We start from the raw sequence: 21,480 nt of genomic DNA on the forward strand, positions 1-21,480 counted from the left end.
ATCCGGTTTGTGAAGTCGAACGGTGCGCCGTGACCGCGGCGCACCGTTCCCATACCGAGGCCAGGTTGGACAACCGTGTTCGAGTTCCTCAACAACCCTGATTACGACCTCGTCGGCGCGTTCTGGACGACGATCCAGCTGACGTTCTTCTCGGCGATCGGCGCGCTCGTCTGGGGCACGATCCTGGTGGCGATGCGGGTCAGCCCGGTGCCGATCATGCGCGGCTTCGCCACGGCGTACGTCAACATCTTCCGGAACACCCCGCTGACGGTCATCATCATCTTCACGTCGCTGGGTCTTTCGTCCACGCTGGGCATCAACCTGGCCGCACCGGATTCCCCGACGTCCTTGGCGGACAACGCGTTCCGGCTGGCCGTGCTGGGCTTCGTCGTCTACACGGCCACGTTCGTCTGCGAGTCGCTGCGGTCCGGCATCAACACCGTGCCCGTCGGCCAGGCCGAGGCGGCGCGGGCCCTGGGGCTCAACTTCCTGCAGGTGCTGGGCCTGATCGTGCTGCCGCAGGCGTTCCGCGCGGTGATCGCGCCGCTGGCGAACGTCCTGATCGCGTTGCTCAAGAACACGACGGTCGCCTCGGTCATCGGCGTCGCCGAAGCGTCGCTGCTGATGTCGACGATGGTGGAGAACGAGTCCGACTCGCTGTTCCTCGTCTTCATCCTGTTCGCGCTGGTGTTCGTCGCGCTGGTCCTGCCGCTCGGCCTGCTGCTGGGCTGGGTCGCCAAGAAAGCCGAGGTCAAGCGATGAGCACGCAGTCCGTCCTCTACGACGCGCCCGGCCCGAAGGCCAAGGCCCGCAACTGGATCTACACGGTCCTGTTCGTGCTGGTGCTGCTCCTGGTGGCGTGGTTCGTCTACACCGGCTTCGACGAGAAGGGCCAGTGGGCCGGCGCCCTCTGGAAGCCGTTCATCGAAGGCTCGACCTGGACGCAGTTCCTGCTGCCCGGCCTGCTGAAGACGCTCGAAGCGGCCGCGCTGTCGATCGTGATCGCGCTGCCGATCGGTGCCCTGCTCGGCATCGGCCGGCTGTCGCAGCACAAGTGGGTGCGCATCCCGGTCGGCGCGGTGGTCGAGTTCTTCCGGGCCATCCCGGTGCTGCTGCTGATGGTGTTCGGCGCGGCGCTGTACGCGTACTACACCCCGATCGAGGCGGACACCCGCCCGCTGTTCGCCGCCGTCACGGGCCTGGTGCTCTACAACGGCTCGGTGATGGCGGAGGTGTTCCGCGCGGGCATCCTGTCGCTCCCGAAGGGACAGACCGAAGCCGCTTCGGCGCTGGGCCTGCGCAAGACCCAGACGATGATCAACGTCCTGCTCCCCCAGGCCATCACGCTGATGCTGCCGGCCCTGGTGAGCCAGCTGGTGGTCATCCTGAAGGACACGGCGCTCGCCGGCCAGCTGACCATCGGCTACGACGAGCTGATCCGCGGCTCGGGGCCGATCACCGGCAACTTCAACAACACCATCCCGACGCTGATCGTCATCGCGATCATCTTCATCACGCTCAACCTGCTCCTGTCGTGGTTCGCGTCGTGGCTGGAGCGGAAGCTGTCCCGCCGGAAGAAGGCCCCTCGGGGCGCGAAGCCCATGGAAGCCGCCCCGGCGGCGGTCACCGCGGCGACCGACTTCGCCACCGGCAACGCCTCGGGCGGAGGCTGATCTTCACGTCTTCACACCGGAGCGGGTGAGTGCGCGGAGTCGCACTCACCCGCTTTTTCGTCCGCTGACGTCTGCCGCGCCGGCTTCACCGCGAAGGCGGGCCCGGTGCCGTGGGGTTGTCCTGCCCCCGGCTCTCCCCTAGCGTCGGGACCCATGGGCGTCGCACTGGTGACCGGCAGCTCCCGCGGACTCGGCCGGGTGATCGCGCGGAGACTGGCGCGCGACGGGTTTTCCGTCGCCGTCAACGGTCTCCACGACGACGCCGACCTCAAAACCGCCGCGGAAGGGATCCTCGCCGAGGGCGGCCGGGCCGCCGCGTTCGCCGCGGACGTGACCGACCGGCGCCAGGTCGGCGAGCTCGTCGACGGCGTCACCGCGCTGCTCGGCCCGATCGGCGTGCTCGTGCTCAACGCCACCGGACCGCAGCCCGAAGCGCCCGTGTCGCAAGTGGACTGGCCGGACCACCTGGCGCAGCTGGACTTCTTCGTGCGGTCGCCGGTGCTGCTCGGGCACGCCGTGCTGCCCGGGATGCGCGCCCGCGGGTACGGGCGCGTCGTGCACGTCGACTCGGAGGTCGCGGACCGCCCGCCACCCGGCCGCTCGGCCTACGCGACGGCCAAGAGCGCGCAGATCGGCCTGGCCCGCGCGTGGGCGCGCGAACTCGCACCGGACGGCATCACGGTCAACACGGTCGCGCCGGGGTTCGTCCCGGTGGAACGGCACGCGGAGGTCCCGGCGGCCGAGCGGGAGGACTACCGGCAGTCGGTCCCGGCGGGCCGGCTGGGAACCCCGGACGACGTCGCGGCAGCAGTGAGCTTCTTCGCCTCGGAGGAGGCGGGCTTCGTCACGGGACAGCGTCTGCTGGTGGACGGCGGTCGCGCGCTCGGCTGACCCGCAGCACCACCAGCACGCCGACGATCAGCACGAGCGCCAGTGCCAGCGCCGTCCACATCGCGACGTGCAGCTGGAGCAGCCCGCCGGCGAGGGCACCCACCAGCATCGCGCCGACGGCCGCGATCTTCCGCAGCGGGTGCGCCCCCTGCCCGCCGGCCGCCTTCGAGTCGGCCGCGAAGCCGGTCAGCGTCATGGTCAGGACGGTCGTCGTCAGGTCCGGGGCACCGATCCGGCGGACCGCCGCGTTCTGCAGGCCCATCGCCACGCCCAGCACGACGATCAGCAGTTCGCTGCCCGCCCGGGTGCCGGTGCCGAGGGTCGCCGACAGCACGACCGCCACCGCGACCAGCACCGCTTGGGCCGCCGTCGCCTGGTGGAGCGTGTCGTAGTCGTCTTCGCGGCGGGCCAGCCGGCCACCCGCGAGCGCGCCCGCCAGGAACGCCAGCACCGCGGTCAGCGACGCGAGCACCGACAGCGTCGTCTCCCCCGCCGCCGCGAAGCCGAGGAACACCACGTTGCCGGTCATGTTGGCGACGAACACCCGGCCCAGCCCGAGGAAGCTGACGGCATCGACGACCCCGGTCACGACGGTGAGCGTCAGCAGCAGGGCGGCCAGGTCCCGCGGTTTCGGTTCAGCCATGCACGCAGTCAACCACCCGGCGGGTCAGTTCGCGGTGCCCGAGCGCGTCCGTGCTGTCGACGAACTGGTCGATGGCGCCGACCGGCAGCCGCGCCCCGGCGAGCAGCGGCGCCACGAACCGCTCCGCGCCGATGACCCGGAACGGCCGGTCGAAGAAGAGGCGGGCCCGCGGGTCCACCGGGGCGGTGAGGCCGAGCGCGTTGTGCAGCCCGGCCACGCGCTCGTACGCCGTCACGAGGTGGTGTTCGCGGTCTCGCCAGTGCGTCGCCGCGAGCGCGCCGGCCAGCGACGGCGTGAGCGTCGCGGCCGCGGGCAGCCGAGCGAAGGCGCTGCCGAGCCACTTGCTGTAAGGCGGGTACCGGCGCGCCATGAGCAGGCACAGCCGCATCAGGTCCCGCACGAGCCTCGCGGCGACGACGGCCGAGCCCAGCTCGTCGCCGGCTTCCCCGCACCGGCCGACGAACGCCTCTTCCTGGCCGATGCGCTGCCACTGGCACGCGAGGACGTACCGCCAGACGTCGTGCGGGTACCAGGCGACGCGGCTTCGCAGCGCTTCGAGCCCGAGGTCGTCGTGGAAGACGGCGCCGGCGGTGAACTCGGCGAAGACCTGGGTCGGGGTGGCGAGCCAGTCCTGCGGCTCTGGGTGCCGCGGGTCGAAGCCGAGGAAGTCGCGCGTCCAGTCGTCGAGCTTCGCGACAACCAGTTTCGTGGGGTGCCCGAGAAAGGTCGGCGGCACCTCCGGGCCGCGGCCGCCGGGGACGAACAGGAAGACACGAGCGGTCCAGTCGTGGTCGGTGGAGCGCTCGGTGTCGAAGCCGAGCACCTCGGAGCCGGGCCCGAGCAACGCAGCGCTGTGCCGTCCGCCGACACGCGGCGCGACCGCTTCGGCGTAGAACCGGCGACTCAACGCGATTCCGGAAAAGAACGTCATGAATGCCATTATGACTTACTGACACGCGGAGCGCGCTTCATTATGCGAAACCGCTTCGCGGCATTGATTCCTGAATGTCTGGCGAACACGACAGCACGCGAAGCACGCTTCGCCGCGCGAAGGTACTTCGCGCTCCTTCTCGTTGTCGCACAAGCAGAACAGCTACGTACGATACGGTGAACATCGACGCGACCGGGGGCACCACACCAATTCGCCTCCCTAACGCGCGAAGCGCCCTTCCTTGTGCGAAGCTGCTTCGCAGCGCTTCGCGAGCGGATTCCATTGTCACACGACCAGAACACCGACATACGTTCCGGTGAACCCCAGCGTGGCAGCGCAAATTTTGTCGGTACCTCCCCTTACCGTCCGAGCATGACCGAAAAGAGCACGGTGCGCACTCGGGAGATGGGCATCGAGTTGAAGACGCAGCGCGAGGCGAAGCACCTGTCGCTGCGCGAAGTCGCGCGGCGCGCCCACTGGTCGGCGTCGAAGGTGTCCGGCTGGGAGAACGGCCGCCGCGTCTCCCCGATCGACGCGGCGATCTACCTCGCGCTCTGCGGCACCGACGCCGCGGAGCGCGCGCGGCTGCTGGAGCTCACCCGGCCACCGGGCGAGCAGTACTGGGTGCGGCCGTACTTCGACAAGCTCGTCGACCCGATGAGGTCCCTGATCATCCAGGAGAACCTGGCGACCACGGTGATCTCGAACAGCCCGACGGCGCTGCCCGGCATGCTGCAGACCGAGGACTACGTGCGCACCCTCTACGAGATGTCCGGCCGGTACACCACCGACCGGCTGAAACCGTTGATCCAGGCCAGGATCGACCGGCAGCGGCTGCTGCAGCGCCGGGACCCGCCCCACTGCATCTACTTCGTCTACGAGCACACCCTGAGAGCGATCCTGCGCGACCCGGCCCTGATGCACGAACAACTGCAGTACCTCGTGCTGGCCACCAACCTCCCGCACTGCACCATCCGCGTCGTCCCCGCGTCCGCTCCGCCGTACCACCTCGTCAGCAGCCGGTTCACCCTCCTCGAGTTCGCCGAACACCCGCCGGTGGCCTACGAAGAGACGTTCACCGCCGGGCTGTTCGTCGACGACCGGGTGGCGGTCGAAGCCTTCTACGTCCTTCGCACGCGCCTGGAGCAAGTCGCGTTGCCCGAAGGGGAGTCGCGGGACTTCCTGGTCCGCCTGGCCGAGGAGTTCGATCTCATGACGACCTGACCCCGTCGACCGGCTCCCCGTCGTGCCAGACCGCCCGGATCCGTCCGGGCAGGTCGGCGACGGCCAGGTCCGTGCCGTCGAGCAGCACCAGGTCCGCGCGCAGCCCCGGCTCGATCCGGCCGCGGTCGTCGTCGAGCCGGAGCAGGCGCGCGGCTTCGGACGTCGCCGCCTTCAGGGCGGCCGCGTCGCCGAGGACGTCCGCCAGCAACCGGAGCTCGGTCGTCAAGTCGACATGCGGACGCGGCGCGAGGTCCGAGCCCGCGGCGATCCGGACGCCGGCGTCCGCGGCGAGACGTAGCGAGCGCCGGTGCGTCTCGGCGAATTCGCTGTCGTGCAACGGCGAGAGCGTCGGCACGTACCAGGCCTCGGCCAGGGCGGCGACGGCGGAGTCGTCGAGGAAGGTGCCGTGTTCGACGCTGCGCGCCCCGGCGCGGGCGGCCGACACCACGGCGGCCGACGTGTGCGCGTGCGCCAGGACATCGCGCCCGCAGCGGCCGGCTTCGTCGACCAGCGCGGCGAGCTCGTCGTCGGTGGGGCGGACGTCCATGCCCGCGCGGACCGACCACAGCGCCCCGCTCGCGCCGACCTTGATCCAGTCGGCGCCCGCCCGCACCATCCGGCGCACGGCCGCGCGGGCGGCGTCGGGCCCGTCGAACAGCGGGTCCGGCAGGGCCGGGTCGCCGTAGTTGTCGACGGTGCCCGCGGCCGGGTCCCAGGTGTCGCCGAGCCCGCCGGTCGGCCCCAGCTGGCGCAGGCTGACGAGCAGGTCCGGCCCGGTGATCCAGCCTTCGCGCAGCGCGTGCTTGAACCCGGCGTCGGCACCCCAGGCGTCCCGGACGGTGGTGATCCCGCGCGCCAGCAACCGGCGCAGCACGGGCACGGCCTCGAGGATCCGCGCGCTGCGGGGCAGCGGCTCCGGCCGCCGGAACGCGACGTGCACGTGGCAGTCGATGAGCCCGGGCACCAGCAGCCCGCCCGAACAGTCGACCCGCTCACCGCCGTCGAGCCCCGGCCCCACCTCGGCGATGCGCGAGCCGTCCAGCCGGACGTCCGCCCGGGTCGTCTCCCCGGTTTCGGGGTCGAACACCCGCGCCCCGGCGAGCAGGGTCACGCGAGGTCCTTGCGGTAGACGAGAAAGTCGCACGGCGTGGCGAGCGACGGCGCGAGGTGCGGGTAGTCCTCGGCGAGATCGGCCCGGTGCGTCACGCGGTAGCCGAGCCGCCCGTACCACTCGGCGAGGAACTGCTTCGACGGATGCGTCCACTCACGTGGCACCAGCAGTTCGAGCTGCATCTCCCGGCACCCGGCCGCCCGGCCGGCGGCCTCGGCGAACCGCACGAGCTCCCGCCCGATCCCCAGCCCCCGCCGCCCCGGATCGGCGGCGAGCATGCCGAACTCCCCGGTCACGTCGTCAAGGCGCCGGACCCGCACGGACCCGGCCAGATCCCCGTCCACCAGCGCAACGGCGATCTCCCCGGCCCGCACGAACCCGGCGACCTCATCGCCGTCGGTCCGGTCGGTGCTCCCCAGCCAAAGCCCCTTCTCGGACTCGGCGTAGACGTGGTTGACCAGCGCCGTGATCCGTTCGACCACGGCGCGGTCAACCGACGGCGTCAGCAGCTCGATCTCCATGCCCCCACCTTGCCAGGTGCGGGGCACGGATCACTTGTCGCGGCGGAAGAGCTTGTTGCCCAGCCAGACGATCGGGTCGTACTTGCGGTCCGCGACGCGCTCCTTCATCGGGATGAGCGCGTTGTCGGTGATGTGGATGCCTTCCGGGCAGACCTCGCTGCAGCACTTGGTGATGTTGCAGTACCCGAGGCCGTGCTCCTCCTGCGCGGCGTCGCGCCGGTCGGCGACGTCGAGCGGGTGCATCTCCAGCTCCGCGATGCGCATCAGGTAGCGCGGCCCGGCGAAGGACTCCTTGTTCTCCTCGTGGTCGCGCACGACGTGGCAGGTGTTCTGGCACAGGAAGCACTCGATGCACTTCCGGAACTCCTGCGACCGCTCGACGTCCACCTGCTGCATCCGGTACTCGCCGGGCTTGAGGTCGGCGGGCGGGGTGAACGACGGGATCTCGCGCGCCTTCGTGTAGTTGAAGGACACGTCGGTGACGAGGTCGCGGATCACCGGGAACGTCCGCATCGGCGTCACCGTGATCACCTCTTCCTCGGTGAACGTCGACATCCGCGTCATGCACAGCAGGCGCGGCTTGCCGTTGATCTCCGCCGAGCACGAGCCGCACTTGCCCGCCTTGCAGTTCCAGCGCACCGCGAGGTCCGACGCCTGGGTGGCCTGCAGGCGGTGGATGATGTCGAGGACGACCTCGCCCTCGTTCACCTCCACCGTGAAGTCCTGCAGCCCGCCGCCCGTGTCGTCGCCGCGCCAGACCCGGAAACTCGCCTTGTAACTCATGCCTTGCTCCCCGGGTGCGTCTCCAGCTCGGCATCGGTGTAGTACTTCCCGAGCTCGCCGAACTCGAACAGCTCCAGCAGGTCCTGCCGCAGCGGCACCTGCTCCTTGACTTCGACGCCGATGTCCGGGACGACGGGGTTGTCGCCCCCGGACGCCGAGCACACCAGCAGCTTGTGCCGCCACTCGGGGTCCATGCCCGGGAAGTCGTCCCGCGTGTGCCCGCCGCGGCTTTCGGTCCGCGTCAACGCCGCCTTCGCGACGCATTCGCTGACCATCAGCATGTTCCGCAGGTCGACCGCCAGGTGCCAGCCCGGGTTGAACTGCCGGTGCCCTTCCACGGTGACGTGCAGGATGCGCTGCCGCAGCTCGGCCAGCTTCGTCAGGGCCTGCTCGATCTCGCCGGCCTTGCGGATGATGCCGACCAGGTCGTTCATCGACTGCTGCAGCTCGGTGTGCAGCGTGTACGGGTTCTCCGCTGACGCACCCGCGGGCGGGTCGAACGGCGCGAGCGCCATCTTCGCCGCGGCGTCCACATCGGACTCGCTGACGGCGGGCCGGTTCTCGAGGCCCTGCACGTACTCGGCCGCGCCGAGGCCCGCGCGCCGGCCGAACACCAGCAGGTCCGACAGCGAGTTGCCACCGAGCCGGTTGGAGCCGTGCATGCCGCCCGAGCACTCACCGGCCGCGAACAGGCCGGGCACGCTCGCGCCGGCCGTGTCCGGGTCGACCTCGATGCCGCCCATGACGTAGTGGCAGGTCGGCCCGACCTCCATCGGCTCGGCCGTGATGTCGACGTCCGCGAGTTCCTTGAACTGGTGGTACATCGACGGCAGCCGCTTCTTGATCTCCTCGGCGGGCAGCCGGCTCGCGATGTCGAGGAAGACGCCGCCGTGCGGGGACCCGCGCCCCTCCTTGACCTCGGAGTTGATCGCGCGCGCGACCTCGTCGCGGGGCAGCAGGTCCGGCGTGCGGCGATTGTTCTCCTGGTCGGAGTACCAGCGATCGGCTTCGTCTTCGCTCTCCGCGTACTGGCCCTTGAAGACGTCCGGCACGTACTCGAACATGAACCGCTTGCCGTCGGAGTTCTTGAGCACGCCGCCGTCACCGCGCACGCCCTCGGTGACGAGGATGCCCTTGACGCTCGGCGGCCAGACCATCCCGGTCGGGTGGAACTGGACGAACTCCATGTTGATCAGCTTGGCGCCCGCCCGCAGGGCCAGCGCGTGACCGTCGCCGGTGTACTCCCACGAGTTCGACGTCACCTTGAACGACTTGCCGATGCCGCCGGTGGCGAGCACGACCGCGGGCGCGTCGAACAGGATGAACCGGCCGCTCTCGCGCCAGTACCCGAACGCGCCGGCGATGGCGCCGTCGGTGGTGAGCAGTTCGGTGACCGTGCACTCGGCGAAGACCTTGATCTTCGCCTCGTAGTCGCCGGTCTCGGCGAAGTCCTCCTGCTGCAGCGAAACGATCTTCTGCTGCATCGTGCGGATCAGCTCGAGGCCGGTGCGGTCACCGACGTGCGCCAGCCGCGGGTAGGTGTGCCCGCCGAAGTTGCGCTGGCTGATCCGGCCGTCGGCGGTGCGGTCGAACAGCGCGCCGTAGGTCTCCAGCTCCCAGACGCGGTCGGGCGCCTCCTTGGCGTGCAGCTCGGCCATCCGCCAGTTGTTGAGGAACTTCCCGCCGCGCATCGTGTCGCGGAAGTGGACCTGCCAGTTGTCGTTCGAGTTCGCGTTGCCCATCGACGCCGCGCACCCGCCCTCGGCCATCACCGTGTGCGCTTTGCCGAACAGGGACTTGCACACCACGGCGACGCGGAAACCGCGTTCGCGCGCCTCGATCACAGCTCGCAGACCGGCGCCACCGGCACCGATCACCACCACGTCGTAGCTGTGCCGTTCGACCTCGGTCATGAAGAGATTCCACCTCGGAACTGGGGACGTCGTTGTCGGGAGCGGGAGACTAGTTCACGAACCGCAGGTCCGAAATCGCGCCACTCGACACGAGCATGACGTAGAAGTCGGTCAGCACCAGCGTGCCGAGCGTCGTCCAGGCCAGCGCCATGTGGCGGGTGTTGAGCTTCGAGACCTTGGTCCAGATCCAGTAGCGCACCGGATGCTTGGAGAAGTGCTTGAGCCTGCCGCCGGTCACGTGCCGGCACGAGTGGCAGGAAAGCGTGTACGCCCACAGGAGGATCACGTTGCCGAGCAGGATGATGTTGCCCAGCCCGAACCCGAAGCCACCGGTCTTGCCGTGGAACGCCGTGATCGCGTCGTAGGTGTTGATCAGGGAGACGACCAGCGCGACGTAGAAGAAGTAGCGGTGGACGTTCTGGATGATCAGCGGGAGCCGCGTCTCGCCCGAGTACTTCGCGTGCGGTTCCGCGACGGCACAGGCGGGCGGGGAGAACCACACGGCCCGGTAGTAGGCCTTGCGGTAGTAGTAGCAGGTCAGGCGGAACCCGAGCAGGAACGGCAGCACGACGAAGCCGAGCGGGATGAACCCCGGCAGGTCGCCGAACCAGTGGCCGAAGTGGCTCGAGCCCTCGACGCAGGAAGTGGACAGGCAGGGCGAGTAGAACGGCGTCAGGTAGTGGTAGTCGGGCACCCAGTACGCGGTGCGCACGAACGACCGGACCGTCGCGTAGATGATGAACGCCGACAGTCCGAGCACGGTCAGCAGCGGCTGCAGCCACCACCGGTCCGTGCGGAGGGTGCGCTCGGCGATCCGGGCCCGCTTGGGGGCCCGGACGCCGGTGCCGACGCCGTTGTCAGCCGGAGCGCTCACCGCTGGTCGCGCTTGTAGCCGCCGACACCCTCGTCGTCCGCGCCGTGCCACAGCGCGGGGTCGTACGGCGTGTCGGGTACTTGCACGCGTTCGGCGGGCTTCGCCTGGGAGGGCACGGCGAGCGGCACCCCGTCGAGGTCCGCGGTGTCGATGTCGAGGCGCTCCACGTCGTTGGCGAGCCGGCGGACCGCCGAGGCGTCGCCGTAACGCGAGCGCAGTGCGCCGACGCACTGCCTGAGCTGGCCGATGGTTCGCCGCAGCTCGGCGATCTCGGAGGTGGACATCATGCCTCCCGGGTGTGGTGGGGCTGGCAGGGAGCCGGCCGGGCGATCGCTCGCTGTACGGCTTTGCCACGCGTCGTGCAGTGTGACAACTAGCACACTAACGGTTCCGGAGGTGATCGGGGTCACGCGGGTGGATCTTCTGAATCGATTTTGATTCGGCGTTTTCCCGAGGTACTGTGGCCAGTGTCACGACCCAGAGGCGTCAGCGCTGCCGTCCCGCGGACCACCCCACACCAGTGATCCGGAGCCGGACATGAGCCCCACCTCCCTGCACAAGACCGTCGCCGACGTCACCGCCCGCATCACCGCGCGCAGTGCCGCGACGCGCTCCGCCTACCTCGACCGCATGGCCGCCGCGCACGAAGAAGGCCCGGTCCGCCGCGGTCTCGCGTGCAGCAACCTCGCCCACGGCTTCGCCGCCATGGAAGGCGCCGACAAGGCCGCGCTGCGGGCCGCGCGCGCTCCCGGCGTCGCGATCGTCTCGTCCTACAACGACCTGCTGTCGGCGCACCAGCCGATGCAGGAGTACCCGGCCTGGCTGAAGAAGTCGGTGCGCTCCGCCGGCGGGGTCGCCCAGTTCGCCGGCGGCGTGCCCGCGATGTGCGACGGCATCACCCAGGGCCGCGCGGGCATGGAGCTGTCCCTGTTCAGCCGCGAGGTCATCGCGATGTCGACGGCGATCGCGCTGTCGCACGACATGTTCGACGCAGGCCTGCTGCTCGGCGTCTGCGACAAGATCGTCCCCGGCCTGCTGATCGGCGCCCTGGCGTTCGGGCACCTGCCCGCGCTGCTCGTGCCGGCCGGCCCGATGAACTCCGGGCTGCCGAACAAGGAGAAGGCCCGCGTGCGGCAGCTGTACGCCGAGGGCCTCGCGACGCGCGAAGACCTCCTCGACGCCGAAGCGGCGTCCTACCACTCGGCCGGCACCTGCACGTTCTACGGCACGGCCAACTCCAACCAGATGGTCGTCGAGGTGATGGGCCTGCACCTGCCCGGCGCCAGCTTCGTGCAGCCGGGTTCTTCCTTGCGGCAAGCGCTCACCGAAGAAGCGGGCCGCCGGGTCGTCGCGCTCTCGCGCGGCGAGGAGTACACGCCGGTCTCGCGGATCCTCGACGAGAAGGCGTTCGTCAACGGTGTCGTCGCGCTGCTCGCCACCGGCGGGTCGACCAACCACACGATGCACCTGGTCGCCGTCGCCGCGGCCGCGGGCATCCAGCTGACCTGGGACGACTTCTCAGACCTCTCGGCCGTCGTGCCGCTGCTGGCGCGGGTCTACCCGAACGGCAGCGCGGACATCAACCACTTCCACGCCGCCGGCGGCATCCAGTTCCTCGTCGGCACGCTGCTCGACGCCGGGCTCCTGCACGAGGACGTGCACACGGTCGCCGGGTTCGGGCTGCACCGCTACCGGGCCGAGCCGATCCTGTCCGACGGCGAGCTGGTCTGGCGCGACGTGCCGGCCCGCAGCCTCGACGAAGACGTGCTGCGCCCGGCGTGGCGGCCCTTCGCCGCGGACGGCGGGCTGCGGATGGTCGAGGGCAACCTCGGCCGCGCGGTGACCAAGGTGTCCGCGGTGGCGCCCGAGCACCGGGTCGTCCAGGCGCCGGCCCGGGTGTTCACCACCCAGGAGGCGTTCAAGGACGCGTTCGAGGCCGGCGAGCTGGACCGCGACGTCGTCGTGGTGCTCCGGCAGCAGGGCCCGCGGGCCAACGGCATGCCCGAGCTGCACGGCCTGACCCCGGCGCTGGGCGTGCTGATGGACCGCGGGTACGCCGTGGCACTGCTCACCGACGGCCGCATGTCGGGCGCGTCGGGCAAGATCCCGGCCGCCATCCAGGTGACGCCGGAGGCCGCGGCGGGCGGCCCGATCGCCCGCATCGCGGACGGCGACGTCATCCGGCTCGACGCGTCCACGGGCAGCCTCGACGTGCTCGTCGGTGACGAAGAACTCGCCCGCCGTGAACTTGTGGACTCGCCGCCGTCCGAAGCATCCTGGACCGGCACCGGCCGAGAGCTGTTCGCCGCGTTGCGCCGCGCGGTCGGTCCCGCCGACCAGGGCGCCTCGGTGTTCGGCCCCGTGACGCCGGAGCACTTCGGAATGCCCGCTTTCACCACCCAGGAGGTCGGTCAGTGACCACCGGTCAGGACCTGCTCGAGCTGTCCCCCGTGATGCCCGTCGTGGTCATCGACGACGCCGGCGACGCGGTGCCCACGGCCCGGGCCCTGCTCGCCGGCGGGATCGGGGTCATCGAGCTGACCCTGCGCACCCCCGCGGCGCTCGCTTCGATCGAGCGCGTCGCGGCCGAGGTCCCGGACATCGTCATCGGCGCCGGCACCGTCACCTCGCCGGACCAGGCGAAGCAGGCCGCCGACGCGGGGGCGAAGTTCCTCGTGACGCCGGGCTGCACGGACTCGGTCGTCGACGCGTGCTTCGAGACCGGGCTGCCGTTCCTGCCCGGCGCGAGCACGGTGTCCGAGGCGATGCGGCTGGCCGAACGCGGCCTCTCGGCGCTGAAGTTCTTCCCGGCGGAGGCGTCCGGCGGGGTCGCGTACCTGAAGTCGATAGCGGGCCCGCTGCCGTCGCTGAAGTTCTGCCCGACGGGCGGGATCACCGCGGCGTCGGCGCCGTCCTACCTGGCGCTGCCGAACGTCGGCTGCATCGGCGGTTCGTGGCTGACGGCGTCGCTCGAGCCCGCCACGATCGAGAAGCTGGCCGCGGAAGCCGCGCGGCTGTAGCGGAGATCACCCCGCCGGAATCCGCGCCCGAACGGCGGAATCGGCGTCCGGATCCCGGGAGCACCGTTCCAGCGCGCTGGAACGGTGCTCCGAGCGGGTGTGGCGGCCGTCATGAATCCGGCCGAATGTGCCACTGAATGGTCCACTGTCACTCCGGTCGGTGATTTACCGGCCTGTTATCGTTCCTCTTCGCTATTTCCAGCGAGGAGAATCCGTGTCCCTGACCAGTGTGGTCGCGCCCAGTCCTGCCCCTGAAACCGTCGCCGCGCTCGTCGGCGAACGGCTTTCCCTGTCCGCGTTGCACCAGCTGGGCGGCACCCTCGGCGGTTATTCCTTCGTCAAGGTCGTGGTCGACCGCGAAACATCGGTCATCCACTTCCTGAACGACGCGCGCCATTCCTTTCACGCGATCTATATCGGCGAAGAGATCCTCGGCGTCCCGGAAGAACGCGTCCGCGCGGACATCGACTCCTACAACCAGGCCTTCTACCACGCACCGGACCGCCGGTTCCTGCTCGGCATCCTCGCGCTGCACACGCGACGGGAAAAGAAGATCCTCTCGCTGGAGACGGTCGAAGTCGACACCATGCCGGCCGCGCTGATCCGCGAGTTCCACGCCTTCGTCGCGCAGTACGTCGACCCCGCGCTGCCGCTGCTGTTCAAGCCGGCCAACCAGCTGCAGGAACGGCTCGTGCGGGAGATCCCGGCGAACGAGCTGCCGCGCGTGTTCGCGCACGAACTGTTCTCGACGGCACCGTTCGTCGCGCTGAACCCCGGCACGGCCACGGGCCGGCTGCGCGCGTTCCGCTCCGAGGCCGAGTACCGGGCCGCCACGCTGGACTGGTCGGACATCATCGTGATGGACCGCGTCCCGGACGACGTCCCGCGCCTGGCCGGCATCGTCAACGCCCGCCACACGACACCGCTGTCCCACACCAACGTGCTGGCCACCGGCTGGCGGATCCCGAACGCCGTCCAGCTCGGCGCGCTCGCCGAGGTCGAGCGCCGCGGGCTCGACGGCCGGTGGGTCGAGTACACAGTGGACACCCAGGCGTCGTCGATCTCCCTGCGGGAGGTCGAAGAACCGGCCGAGGCAGGGCCGCGACCGGGCTGGTACGCCCAGCGCGTCACGCTGGAGGAACCCGAAGCCGAGCACAGCCCGATCGTGAACCTCGCGCGGCTGCGCGCGGCCGACCGCTACCGCTACGGCACCAAGGCCGCCAACCTGGGCGAGCTGCACCACGTGCTGGCCCACGGCTCGCAGCGGCTCCTCGGCTTCTACCAGGTGCCCCGGCCGCCGCGGGACAACCTGCTCCCCCACCTGGCCACGCTGCTGGGCGTCCCCGCCGACGCCGACGTCGCGGCCGCCGCTCGCCGGCTACTCGACGAGCGCATCCGCGTGTCCCGCGGCATCGCCCTGCCGTTCTCGCTGCAACGGCGGTTCCTCGAGTCGTCGCCGCGGATCCAGCAGGCCATCGGCAAGCTGAAGATGGCCCTGGAACTGGACGCGCGGGAGATCGAGCCGCTGTGCGTCGAGCTGCAGGGCCTGATCCGGTCCGCGCGGATGCCGGGCGCGCTGGCCGGGGAGATCGACTCCGCCCTGGTGTCGCAGCTGGCCGGGGTGCGGACGTTCGTCGTGCGCAGCTCGTCCAACGCCGAGGACCTCGCCGGGTTCTCCGCCGCCGGGATCTACGAGTCGCTCAACCACGTCACGTCCGCCGAGCGGATCTTCGCCAGCGTCAAGGAAGTCTGGGCTTCGCTGGTGTCCGTGCGCAGTGTGCGGCTGCGGCACCAGGCCGGGATCTCCCTCGACGAGTGCTACATGGGTGTCGTGATCCAGGAGCAGGTCGCGGCCGACTTCGGCGGCGTGCTCGTGACGACGAACCCGATGAACCGCGCGGACTTCCGCACGGTGTACGTCAACGTGTCGCCTCGCGTGACCGACGTCGTCGACGGTTCGGCCCTGCCCATGCAGTACCTGTACTCGACGGTCGAGGGCGGCGGCCGCACGGTCTCGCTCGGCGACGCCACCACCGACCTCGACGAGACGGCCCACGAGCAGCTGCAACGGCTCGCCGTCGCCGGTCGCCTGCTGCAGGGGCACTTCTCACCCGACTACACGTTCGGCTCGCCGGTGGACATCGAATGGCTCGCCGACGGCAACCACGTCCACATCGTGCAGCTGCGTCCGTATTCCGCCTGAGTTCCCGGGAGACATCGTCATGCTGGGCCTTCGCCTGCCCGCGAAACCCGCCGTTCAGCGCACCGTCCGGCTGACCTACGGGTTCCAGTTCTTCTTCGGCCTGCTGCTGTGGGTGCCGATCTTCTACCAGTACCAGAAGCTCGCCGGCCTGTCCGACGGCGAGATCTTCGGCATCCAGAGCATCTACTACATCGTGTTCTGCCTGCTGGAGATCCCGACGGGGATGGTCGCCGACCGGTTCGACTACCGCACGTCGCTGGCGGCCGGCGCCGGCGTGCTCGTGGTGGCGAACCTGGTGCCGGTGTTCCTCGGTTCCTACACCGGGTTCCTGGTGCACTTCGTGCTGATCGCCCTGGCCCGCTCACTGGTGTCCGGCGCGCAGAGCGCGTACCTCTACGAGTACCTGCACGCTTCCGGCGCCGGTGAGCACTACCTGCGCGTCGAAGGGGTCGGGCGCGCGTACAGCCTCGTCGGCAAGATCGTGTACTGGCCGGTCATCGGCCTGCTGATGACGTGGAACCTCCCTTCCCCGTACTGGCTGACGGCGATCAACGCGGCCGTCGCGCTGGCGTTCGCGTGCCGGCTCCCGGCGATCCCGGGCGGCCGTCGCTCGACCGGCAAGACGGCATCCCTGCTCGCGGGCGTCGGCGGCGCGCTGTCCGCGCTGCGCTCGTCGCGGTGGCTGGCCCTGCTGATGGTGCAGGGCATCGCGATGTTCACGCTGGTCCGGATCTGCCAGGTGAACCTGTTCCAGCCGATTCTCGAGTCCAAGTCGCTGTCGGTGAACTGGTACGGCGCGGTGCTCGCCGCCATGACGGTGTTCGAGGCCCTGGGCGCGGCCCGTCCGCACCGGCTCCGCCGCGCGATCGGCCCGGTGGGCTCGGTGTTCACGCTGACGATCGTGATGGCGCTGTGCCTGGGGCTGATCGTCTTCGTCGGCTCCTTCCCGGCCGTGGTGCTGCTGTGCGTCTTCGCGGTGGCGACGGGCATCGCGTTCCCGGTGCAGAAGCAGCTGCTGAACGACTCGATCCCGGACTCCCGCCACCGCGCCACCCTGCTGTCGATGGAGTCCATTGTGGACCGCGCCGTGTGCGCGCTGGTGGCGGTGGCGCTGGGCGCGTACCTGGCGGCCGGCCGGCTGAACGAGTTCCTGGTGCTGTCGGCCGTGGTCACCGGCGTGGCGATGGGCCTGCTCGCCCTCCTGCTCTTGGCGGTCCGCAAGCACCGCTCGGACCGCCGGGTGCCCACGCCCCGGCGTCGCGACCAGGCGCCGGCCCGCGAGGTGCGGGAGCCCTGGTTGCCGGCCGCCGGCGCGGAACGCCGCTGCCACGGTTCGGAAGTCCGCCCCCGGGTCACGGAGCCCCGGAGCTGATGCCGGTCACCGGCGCCGGGGCCGCCGGTCGTAGTACACCGTCATCGTCAGGTCGTCCTCGCCCTCGGTGGCCGCGCTCGCGAAGGTGATGTCCTGCACCTGGACGTCACCGAGCTCGTCGAGGGTGTCGGCGACCCGGCGCAGCAGGGCGGCCACGTCACCCTGCCCCGGGCCGGCCGGGTTGCTCTGCGAGAAGTGCTCGACGGTCCAGCCGGGCCCCATCAGTCGATGACGGCGTCGTCGAGCAGGGTGGACTCCGCGCCGTACTCGCGGAGCTCCTCCCTGATCACCGTGTACGCCAGCCCCTGCGGATATCCCTTGCGCGCCAGGAACCCCAGCAGCCGCCGCAGGGCCGTCTGTTCGTCGACGTTGCCCAGCGAGCCGAGGCGCTTGCGGACCAGCTCCCTGGCCATCTGCTCCTCGGACTCGCGGTCGACCTCCCCCGCCGCCTGCGCGGCGACCTCGCCGTCGACGCCCTTGCGCCGCAGCTCGGCCACCAGCGCGGTGCGGGACAGGCCCTGGTTCGCGTGCCGGGACTTCACCCACAGCTCCGCGAACTCCGCGTCGTTGACCAGCCCGGCCCGGTCGAGCTTGCCGAGCAGGGTTTCGCAGGTCTCCTCGTCGAACCCCTTGCGGTGCAACGCCTGCCGGAGCTCCTCCTGGGTACGCGGCCGCGCGGCCAGGAGATCGAAGCAGATCTCCTTGGCCTTCTTGTACCGCTCCTCCGGAGGCAGCTCGGCGGGCGGCACCTTGGGCGCCCTGGCCACCTGAATCACTCCCTCGTCACGCCCCACCGCGGACCACGGCCACGGCAGGGCTCGCCCTCACCCGCGGATCAGAAGTCGACCGGCGCCGGGACCGCTTCGACGGCGTCCGCGTCGACCTGCGGGCCGATGCCGAGCTTTTCCTTGATGCGCTTCTCGACCTCGTTGGCGATGTCCGGGTTGTCGCGCAGGAACCGGCGCGCGTTCTCCTTGCCCTGGCCGAGCTGGTCGCCCTCGTAGGTGTACCAGGCACCCGACTTGCGCAGGATGCCCTGGTCGACGCCCATGTCGATGAGCGAACCCTCGCGGGAGATGCCCTGGCCGTACAGGATGTCGAACTCGGCCTGCTTGAAGGGCGGGGCCACCTTGTTCTTGACGACCTTGACGCGGGTGCGGTTACCGACCGCCTCGCCGCCGTCCTTCATCGTCTCGATGCGGCGCACGTCCAGGCGGACCGACGCGTAGAACTTCAGCGCCTTGCCACCGGTGGTGGTCTCCGGCGAGCCGAACATGACGCCGACCTTCTCGCGGAGCTGGTTGATGAAGATCGCCGTGGTGCCGGAGTTGGACAGCGCACCGGTGATCTTCCGCAGCGCCTGGCTCATCAGGCGGGCCTGGAGACCCACGTGCGAGTCACCCATCTCGCCCTCGATCTCGGCGCGGGGCACGAGCGCGGCCACGGAGTCGATGACCAGGATGTCGAGGGCGCCGGAGCGGATCAGCATGTCCGCGATCTCCAGCGCCTGCTCACCGGTGTCCGGCTGGGACACCAGCAGCGCGTCGGTGTCGACGCCGAGGTTCTTCGCGTACTCGGGGTCGAGCGCGTGCTCCGCGTCGATGAACGCCGCGATGCCGCCGTTGCGCTGGGCGTTGGCCACCGCGTGCAGGGCGACGGTCGTCTTACCGGAGGATTCCGGGCCGTAGATCTCGACGACGCGGCCGCGGGGCAGCCCGCCGATGCCGAGCGCGACGTCGAGGGCGATCGAGCCGGTGGGGATCACGGCGATGGGCGGCCGGGTGTCCTCGCCGAGGCGCATCACCGAGCCCTTGCCGTACTGCTTGTCGATCTGCGCCAGGGCGAGATCGAGCGCCTTGTCCTTGTCGGGTGCTGCAGGCATGGAAGTCCACCTCGCTGGTCGAAGCCCCGTCTCCGGGGCTCTGTGTCGGTTCTTCAGCTGTCCGGTCCGACGCTAGCGGCGGGGACCGACAATTCCAGGCGCGGCGCCCAATCTGTGGATCGCTGGACCCGATGTGGACAACACCATAGACGAACACCTGTTCGAGGTCGGCAGCGACACGCCCTTGCGCTAGGATTTTCGCCCGCCCGGGTCAGGACCCGGGCGTATCCGCCCAGGTCAGCGTCGTTCGGGGGGCACGTCGAAGGCGTCGCAGACCTCTCGCCAGATCTCTTTCGCCGGGATTCCCGCGGTCAGCGCCTGGTCGACGGTGCGGCCGCCGAGCCCGCTGAGCACGTGGTCCCGGGACAGCACCTGGGCCCGCCCGGGGCCGAACTCCTCGGCCATCAGCCGCCGGAAAACCGTGATCCGCATCGGACCCACTCTAACCGGGCGGCGCGAACGGTCCGTTCGCGCCACTACTCGCCCGGCTGGACGCTCGCCTCGAAGTAGTCGGCCAGCGTGTCCGGTGTGGTCGCGGCGGCCTGGTCGTTCGAGTTCAGCTGGTAGATGAACCCGGCGAGCGGCCGGTCCGACACCGTGAACACGAGCACCGCCGCCGTCTTGCCCGCGGCCGACGAGTAGTGGCCCTTGAGCCCGTTGCCCGCCCAGTCGGCCTCGGTGCGGTCGCCGCCCGCCGAGGTGAGCAGGCCGTCGGTGTACTGCTTGAGCGTGTCGGCGTTGTCGCCCTGGACGTAGGTCACCTGCGTCCCCGCCCGGCCCGGCGCGGAGCACGTCGAGGCCGGCCCGAGGCTCTTCGCGGGCGCCGCCGGGCCGTTGCCCATGCCCGGCTTGCAGTCGCCGGTGTCGGCGATCTTCCCGGCGAGCTGGCGCAGGCAGCCGGTGAGGCCCTTGCCGTCCGCCTGGCCCGGGGTCTTGCACTGGTCCGCGGTGTAGGTCGTCGCCGAGGACGACGACGTCAGGAAGTAGGTCAGCCCGGCCGCGAGCACCACGACGACCGCGACCGCGATCCCGATGACCAGCTTCTTCTTCCCGCCCGGCTTCGGCTCGGCCCGCTCCGGGGCGGGCGAGTACGCGGGGAAGTTCGACGGCGCCGGGGTCTGCACCCGCTGCGGGCCGCTCGGCGGGAAGTTCGACGGCGCGTACCCCGGGTACTGCGGCGGGGGCGGCGGCGCGTACTGCGGGCGGTGCGGCGGGGCGCCCGCGGCCACCGCCCCTTCGACGTTCTGGGTCCGGGCCCCGAGCCCGTCGCGGGCGACGTGCTGGGCGCCGAGCGCGACGGCCGTCTCCGGCTGGTCGAGGCTGCCCGGCACGACGCCGAGCTTCTCCGCGATCATCGTGCCGACCAGCGGCAGCCGGCTCGACCCGCCGACGAGGTAGATGCCGGCCAGCCGGTCCGGCGCCAGCCCGGACGAGCGGAGCGTCCGCGAAAGCAGTTCGACGCTGCGCAGCATCGCCGGCCGGACCAGGCCTTCCAGCTCGCCGCGCGTGACGAGGACGTCCTTGAACGGCTCGGGCATCGGCACTTCGGTCTGCGGGTGCCGCGACAGCGCTTCCTTGGCCGCCTTGACGTCTTCCTGCAGCGCGCGCCGGGTGCGCCGGTCGGCGGTCGACTCGGGCCGCAGCAGCCGCTGCCAGCGCTGCGGGTCGGAGTGCGAGACCTCGCGCCCGACGTGCACCATCAGCGCCTGGTCGACGTCGAGGCCGCCGAGGTCGGGCAGACCGTCCTCGGCGAGCACGGTGAAGCCGTTCTGCGTGGCGCCGACGACGGCGACGTCGAAGGTGCCGGCCCCGAGGTCGTAGACGGCGAGCGCCTGGCCGGGGGCGAGGGACTTGCCGGGGAACGACGCGAAGTGCGCCGCCGCGGCGACGGGTTCGGGCACCAGCAGGATGTTCCGGTCCATCCCGGCGAGGCGGGCGGCGGACATCAGGACGTTGCGGCGGGTCTGGCCCCACTGCGCGGGGTGGGTCAGCCGGACCTCGTCGGGCTGCTCGCCGCCGAGCTGGCGGGAGGTCTCCTCGAGCACCCGGCGCAGGATCGCGGCCAGCGCGTCGGTCACCGGGACGACGTCGGTGCCGAGCAGCAGGGTCTGCTCGTCGATGCGGCGCTTGGGGTTCGGCTCGAAGCGCGTCGGGTCGAGGCGGGCGCGCCGCTCGGCGTCGCGGCCGACCATGATCGTGCCCTCTTCGGTGGCGAACACCGCGGACGGCATGTTCGCCGAGCCGTCGACCTCGACGACCCGGGGCGGCATGCCGTGCGCCGAAAGGACGGCGACGGTGTTGGACGTCCCGAGGTCCACCGACAGGATCCGCACTGCACTCCCCTTCGCACAACCACGCCGTGGCGGCGTTCGCCGTGATGCTGCCATGTGCGCGGTCACCGTGCGTGCGGACCCGCGAAAGTGACCGCTCCTTGACGGA

The 21,480-nt window shown here is 70.6% G+C and carries 21 protein-coding genes; 8 read left to right on the forward strand and 13 right to left on the reverse strand.

All coding sequences use genetic code 11. From position 1 onward, the window contains the following. The first annotated feature begins 75 nt into the window (after window positions 1-75). From ACWEN0_RS16545 to ACWEN0_RS16555, 3 genes are all read left to right on the forward strand, one after another. Entirely contained in the window at window positions 76-762 is a 687-nt protein-coding gene (locus ACWEN0_RS16545; RefSeq protein ID WP_451973898.1) for an amino acid ABC transporter permease, read from the forward strand. Then, window positions 759-1,673: an amino acid ABC transporter permease gene (locus tag ACWEN0_RS16550; RefSeq protein ID WP_451973900.1), complete on the forward strand. Its 915-nt coding sequence runs from the start codon at window positions 759-761 to the stop codon at window positions 1,671-1,673. The genes ACWEN0_RS16545 and ACWEN0_RS16550 overlap by 4 nt, the downstream gene beginning before the upstream one ends. 153 nt (window positions 1,674-1,826) lie before the next feature. Then, on the forward strand, window positions 1,827-2,564 hold the full coding sequence (locus tag ACWEN0_RS16555; RefSeq protein WP_451973902.1) for an SDR family NAD(P)-dependent oxidoreductase: 738 nt from the start codon (window positions 1,827-1,829) through the stop codon (window positions 2,562-2,564). Here the strand turns inward: ACWEN0_RS16555 and ACWEN0_RS16560 are convergent. Together ACWEN0_RS16560 and ACWEN0_RS16565 are read right to left on the reverse strand one after the other, a co-directional pair. Beyond that, complete coding sequence (locus tag ACWEN0_RS16560; protein WP_451973904.1) at window positions 2,518-3,207, reverse strand: YoaK family protein; 690 nt, start codon at window positions 3,205-3,207, stop codon at window positions 2,518-2,520. The genes ACWEN0_RS16555 and ACWEN0_RS16560 overlap by 47 nt on opposite strands. Next, complete coding sequence (locus tag ACWEN0_RS16565; RefSeq protein WP_451973906.1) at window positions 3,200-4,138, reverse strand: DUF4037 domain-containing protein; 939 nt, start codon at window positions 4,136-4,138, stop codon at window positions 3,200-3,202. Before ACWEN0_RS16565 ends, ACWEN0_RS16560 begins: the two co-directional genes overlap by 8 nt. A gap of 372 nt (window positions 4,139-4,510) precedes the next feature. Here ACWEN0_RS16565 and ACWEN0_RS16570 point away from each other — a divergent pair, with 372 nt between their 5' ends. Next, window positions 4,511-5,362: a helix-turn-helix domain-containing protein gene (locus ACWEN0_RS16570; RefSeq protein WP_451973908.1), complete on the forward strand. Its 852-nt coding sequence runs from the start codon at window positions 4,511-4,513 to the stop codon at window positions 5,360-5,362. On the opposite strand, the gene ACWEN0_RS16575 is transcribed toward ACWEN0_RS16570, so the two are convergent. The 6 genes from ACWEN0_RS16575 to ACWEN0_RS16600 are packed head-to-tail and all read right to left on the reverse strand — an operon-like array spanning window position 5,349 to window position 10,848. Next, window positions 5,349-6,473: an amidohydrolase family protein gene (locus tag ACWEN0_RS16575; RefSeq protein WP_451973910.1), complete on the reverse strand. Its 1,125-nt coding sequence runs from the start codon at window positions 6,471-6,473 to the stop codon at window positions 5,349-5,351. The two genes, ACWEN0_RS16570 and ACWEN0_RS16575, sit on opposite strands and share 14 nt — an antisense overlap. Then, complete coding sequence (locus ACWEN0_RS16580; RefSeq protein ID WP_451973912.1) at window positions 6,470-6,994, reverse strand: GNAT family N-acetyltransferase; 525 nt, start codon at window positions 6,992-6,994, stop codon at window positions 6,470-6,472. The genes ACWEN0_RS16575 and ACWEN0_RS16580 overlap by 4 nt, the downstream gene beginning before the upstream one ends. A 30-nt stretch (window positions 6,995-7,024) precedes the next feature. Continuing rightward, window positions 7,025-7,777, reverse strand: coding sequence for a succinate dehydrogenase/fumarate reductase iron-sulfur subunit (locus ACWEN0_RS16585; RefSeq protein ID WP_451973914.1), 753 nt, complete (start codon window positions 7,775-7,777; stop codon window positions 7,025-7,027). Next, window positions 7,774-9,690 carry a fumarate reductase/succinate dehydrogenase flavoprotein subunit gene (locus ACWEN0_RS16590; protein ID WP_451973916.1) on the reverse strand — a complete coding sequence of 639 codons (1,917 nt, stop codon included), beginning with the start codon at window positions 9,688-9,690 and terminating at the stop codon, window positions 7,774-7,776. Before ACWEN0_RS16590 ends, ACWEN0_RS16585 begins: the two co-directional genes overlap by 4 nt. 49 nt (window positions 9,691-9,739) lie before the next feature. Continuing rightward, window positions 9,740-10,564: a hypothetical protein gene (locus ACWEN0_RS16595; protein ID WP_451973918.1), complete on the reverse strand. Its 825-nt coding sequence runs from the start codon at window positions 10,562-10,564 to the stop codon at window positions 9,740-9,742. Beyond that, the gene (locus tag ACWEN0_RS16600) at window positions 10,561-10,848 is read right to left on the reverse strand and encodes a hypothetical protein (protein WP_451973920.1); all 288 of its coding nucleotides are present in this window, start codon (window positions 10,846-10,848) and stop codon (window positions 10,561-10,563) included. The genes ACWEN0_RS16595 and ACWEN0_RS16600 overlap by 4 nt, the downstream gene beginning before the upstream one ends. A gap of 253 nt (window positions 10,849-11,101) precedes the next feature. On the opposite strand from ACWEN0_RS16600, the gene edd reads away from it, so the two are divergent. The 4 genes from edd (at window position 11,102) to ACWEN0_RS16620 (ending at window position 17,159) form a co-directional block, all read left to right on the forward strand. Then, window positions 11,102-12,982 carry a phosphogluconate dehydratase gene (gene edd / locus ACWEN0_RS16605; protein ID WP_451973922.1) on the forward strand — a complete coding sequence of 627 codons (1,881 nt, stop codon included), beginning with the start codon at window positions 11,102-11,104 and terminating at the stop codon, window positions 12,980-12,982. Continuing rightward, on the forward strand, window positions 12,979-13,584 hold the full coding sequence (eda, locus tag ACWEN0_RS16610) for a bifunctional 4-hydroxy-2-oxoglutarate aldolase/2-dehydro-3-deoxy-phosphogluconate aldolase (RefSeq protein ID WP_451973924.1): 606 nt from the start codon (window positions 12,979-12,981) through the stop codon (window positions 13,582-13,584). Before edd ends, eda begins: the two co-directional genes overlap by 4 nt. Window positions 13,585-13,798: 214 nt before the next feature. Next, a complete protein-coding gene (locus ACWEN0_RS16615) occupies window positions 13,799-15,787 on the forward strand; it encodes a PEP/pyruvate-binding domain-containing protein (RefSeq protein ID WP_451973926.1) in 1,989 nt (662 codons plus the stop codon). 19 nt (window positions 15,788-15,806) lie between these two features. Beyond that, on the forward strand, window positions 15,807-17,159 hold the full coding sequence (locus tag ACWEN0_RS16620; protein ID WP_451973928.1) for an MFS transporter: 1,353 nt from the start codon (window positions 15,807-15,809) through the stop codon (window positions 17,157-17,159). Window positions 17,160-17,165: 6 nt separating this feature from the next. On the opposite strand, the gene ACWEN0_RS16625 is transcribed toward ACWEN0_RS16620, so the two are convergent. The 5 genes from ACWEN0_RS16625 to ACWEN0_RS16645 form a co-directional block, all read right to left on the reverse strand. After that, window positions 17,166-17,381 carry a hypothetical protein gene (locus ACWEN0_RS16625; RefSeq protein ID WP_451973930.1) on the reverse strand — a complete coding sequence of 72 codons (216 nt, stop codon included), beginning with the start codon at window positions 17,379-17,381 and terminating at the stop codon, window positions 17,166-17,168. Then, window positions 17,381-17,908: a regulatory protein RecX gene (locus ACWEN0_RS16630; protein WP_451974305.1), complete on the reverse strand. Its 528-nt coding sequence runs from the start codon at window positions 17,906-17,908 to the stop codon at window positions 17,381-17,383. The genes ACWEN0_RS16625 and ACWEN0_RS16630 overlap by 1 nt, the downstream gene beginning before the upstream one ends. Window positions 17,909-17,994: 86 nt before the next feature. Then, window positions 17,995-19,041, reverse strand: coding sequence for a recombinase RecA (gene recA / locus ACWEN0_RS16635; protein WP_451973932.1), 1,047 nt, complete (start codon window positions 19,039-19,041; stop codon window positions 17,995-17,997). 237 nt (window positions 19,042-19,278) lie between these two features. Beyond that, the gene (locus tag ACWEN0_RS16640; RefSeq protein WP_451973934.1) at window positions 19,279-19,473 is read right to left on the reverse strand and encodes a DUF3046 domain-containing protein; all 195 of its coding nucleotides are present in this window, start codon (window positions 19,471-19,473) and stop codon (window positions 19,279-19,281) included. A 44-nt stretch (window positions 19,474-19,517) separates the two neighbouring features. Next, a complete protein-coding gene (locus ACWEN0_RS16645) occupies window positions 19,518-21,374 on the reverse strand; it encodes an Hsp70 family protein (RefSeq protein ID WP_451973936.1) in 1,857 nt (618 codons plus the stop codon). Window positions 21,375-21,480 lie beyond the last annotated feature (106 nt).

This window comes from Amycolatopsis sp. NPDC004378 (assembly GCF_053602455.1).

Bases quoted from the DNA above. Each gene is read 5' to 3' on its own strand.
- recA (WP_451973932.1), bottom strand. From the start codon at position 19,041: ATGCCTGCAGCACCCGACAAGGACAAGGCGCTCGATCTCGCCCTGGCG.
- edd (WP_451973922.1), top strand. From the start codon at position 11,102: ATGAGCCCCACCTCCCTGCACAAGACCGTCGCCGACGTCACCGCCCGC.
- ACWEN0_RS16565 (WP_451973906.1), bottom strand. From the start codon at position 4,138: ATGACGTTCTTTTCCGGAATCGCGTTGAGTCGCCGGTTCTACGCCGAA.
- ACWEN0_RS16600 (WP_451973920.1), bottom strand. From the start codon at position 10,848: ATGTCCACCTCCGAGATCGCCGAGCTGCGGCGAACCATCGGCCAGCTC.
- ACWEN0_RS16590 (WP_451973916.1), bottom strand. From the start codon at position 9,690: ATGACCGAGGTCGAACGGCACAGCTACGACGTGGTGGTGATCGGTGCC.
- ACWEN0_RS16570 (WP_451973908.1), top strand. From the start codon at position 4,511: ATGACCGAAAAGAGCACGGTGCGCACTCGGGAGATGGGCATCGAGTTG.
- ACWEN0_RS16620 (WP_451973928.1), top strand. From the start codon at position 15,807: ATGCTGGGCCTTCGCCTGCCCGCGAAACCCGCCGTTCAGCGCACCGTC.
- ACWEN0_RS16580 (WP_451973912.1), bottom strand. From the start codon at position 6,994: ATGGAGATCGAGCTGCTGACGCCGTCGGTTGACCGCGCCGTGGTCGAA.
- ACWEN0_RS16625 (WP_451973930.1), bottom strand. From the start codon at position 17,381: ATGGGGCCCGGCTGGACCGTCGAGCACTTCTCGCAGAGCAACCCGGCC.
- ACWEN0_RS16640 (WP_451973934.1), bottom strand. From the start codon at position 19,473: ATGCGGATCACGGTTTTCCGGCGGCTGATGGCCGAGGAGTTCGGCCCC.
- ACWEN0_RS16550 (WP_451973900.1), top strand. From the start codon at position 759: ATGAGCACGCAGTCCGTCCTCTACGACGCGCCCGGCCCGAAGGCCAAG.
- ACWEN0_RS16585 (WP_451973914.1), bottom strand. From the start codon at position 7,777: ATGAGTTACAAGGCGAGTTTCCGGGTCTGGCGCGGCGACGACACGGGC.
- ACWEN0_RS16560 (WP_451973904.1), bottom strand. From the start codon at position 3,207: ATGGCTGAACCGAAACCGCGGGACCTGGCCGCCCTGCTGCTGACGCTC.
- ACWEN0_RS16555 (WP_451973902.1), top strand. From the start codon at position 1,827: ATGGGCGTCGCACTGGTGACCGGCAGCTCCCGCGGACTCGGCCGGGTG.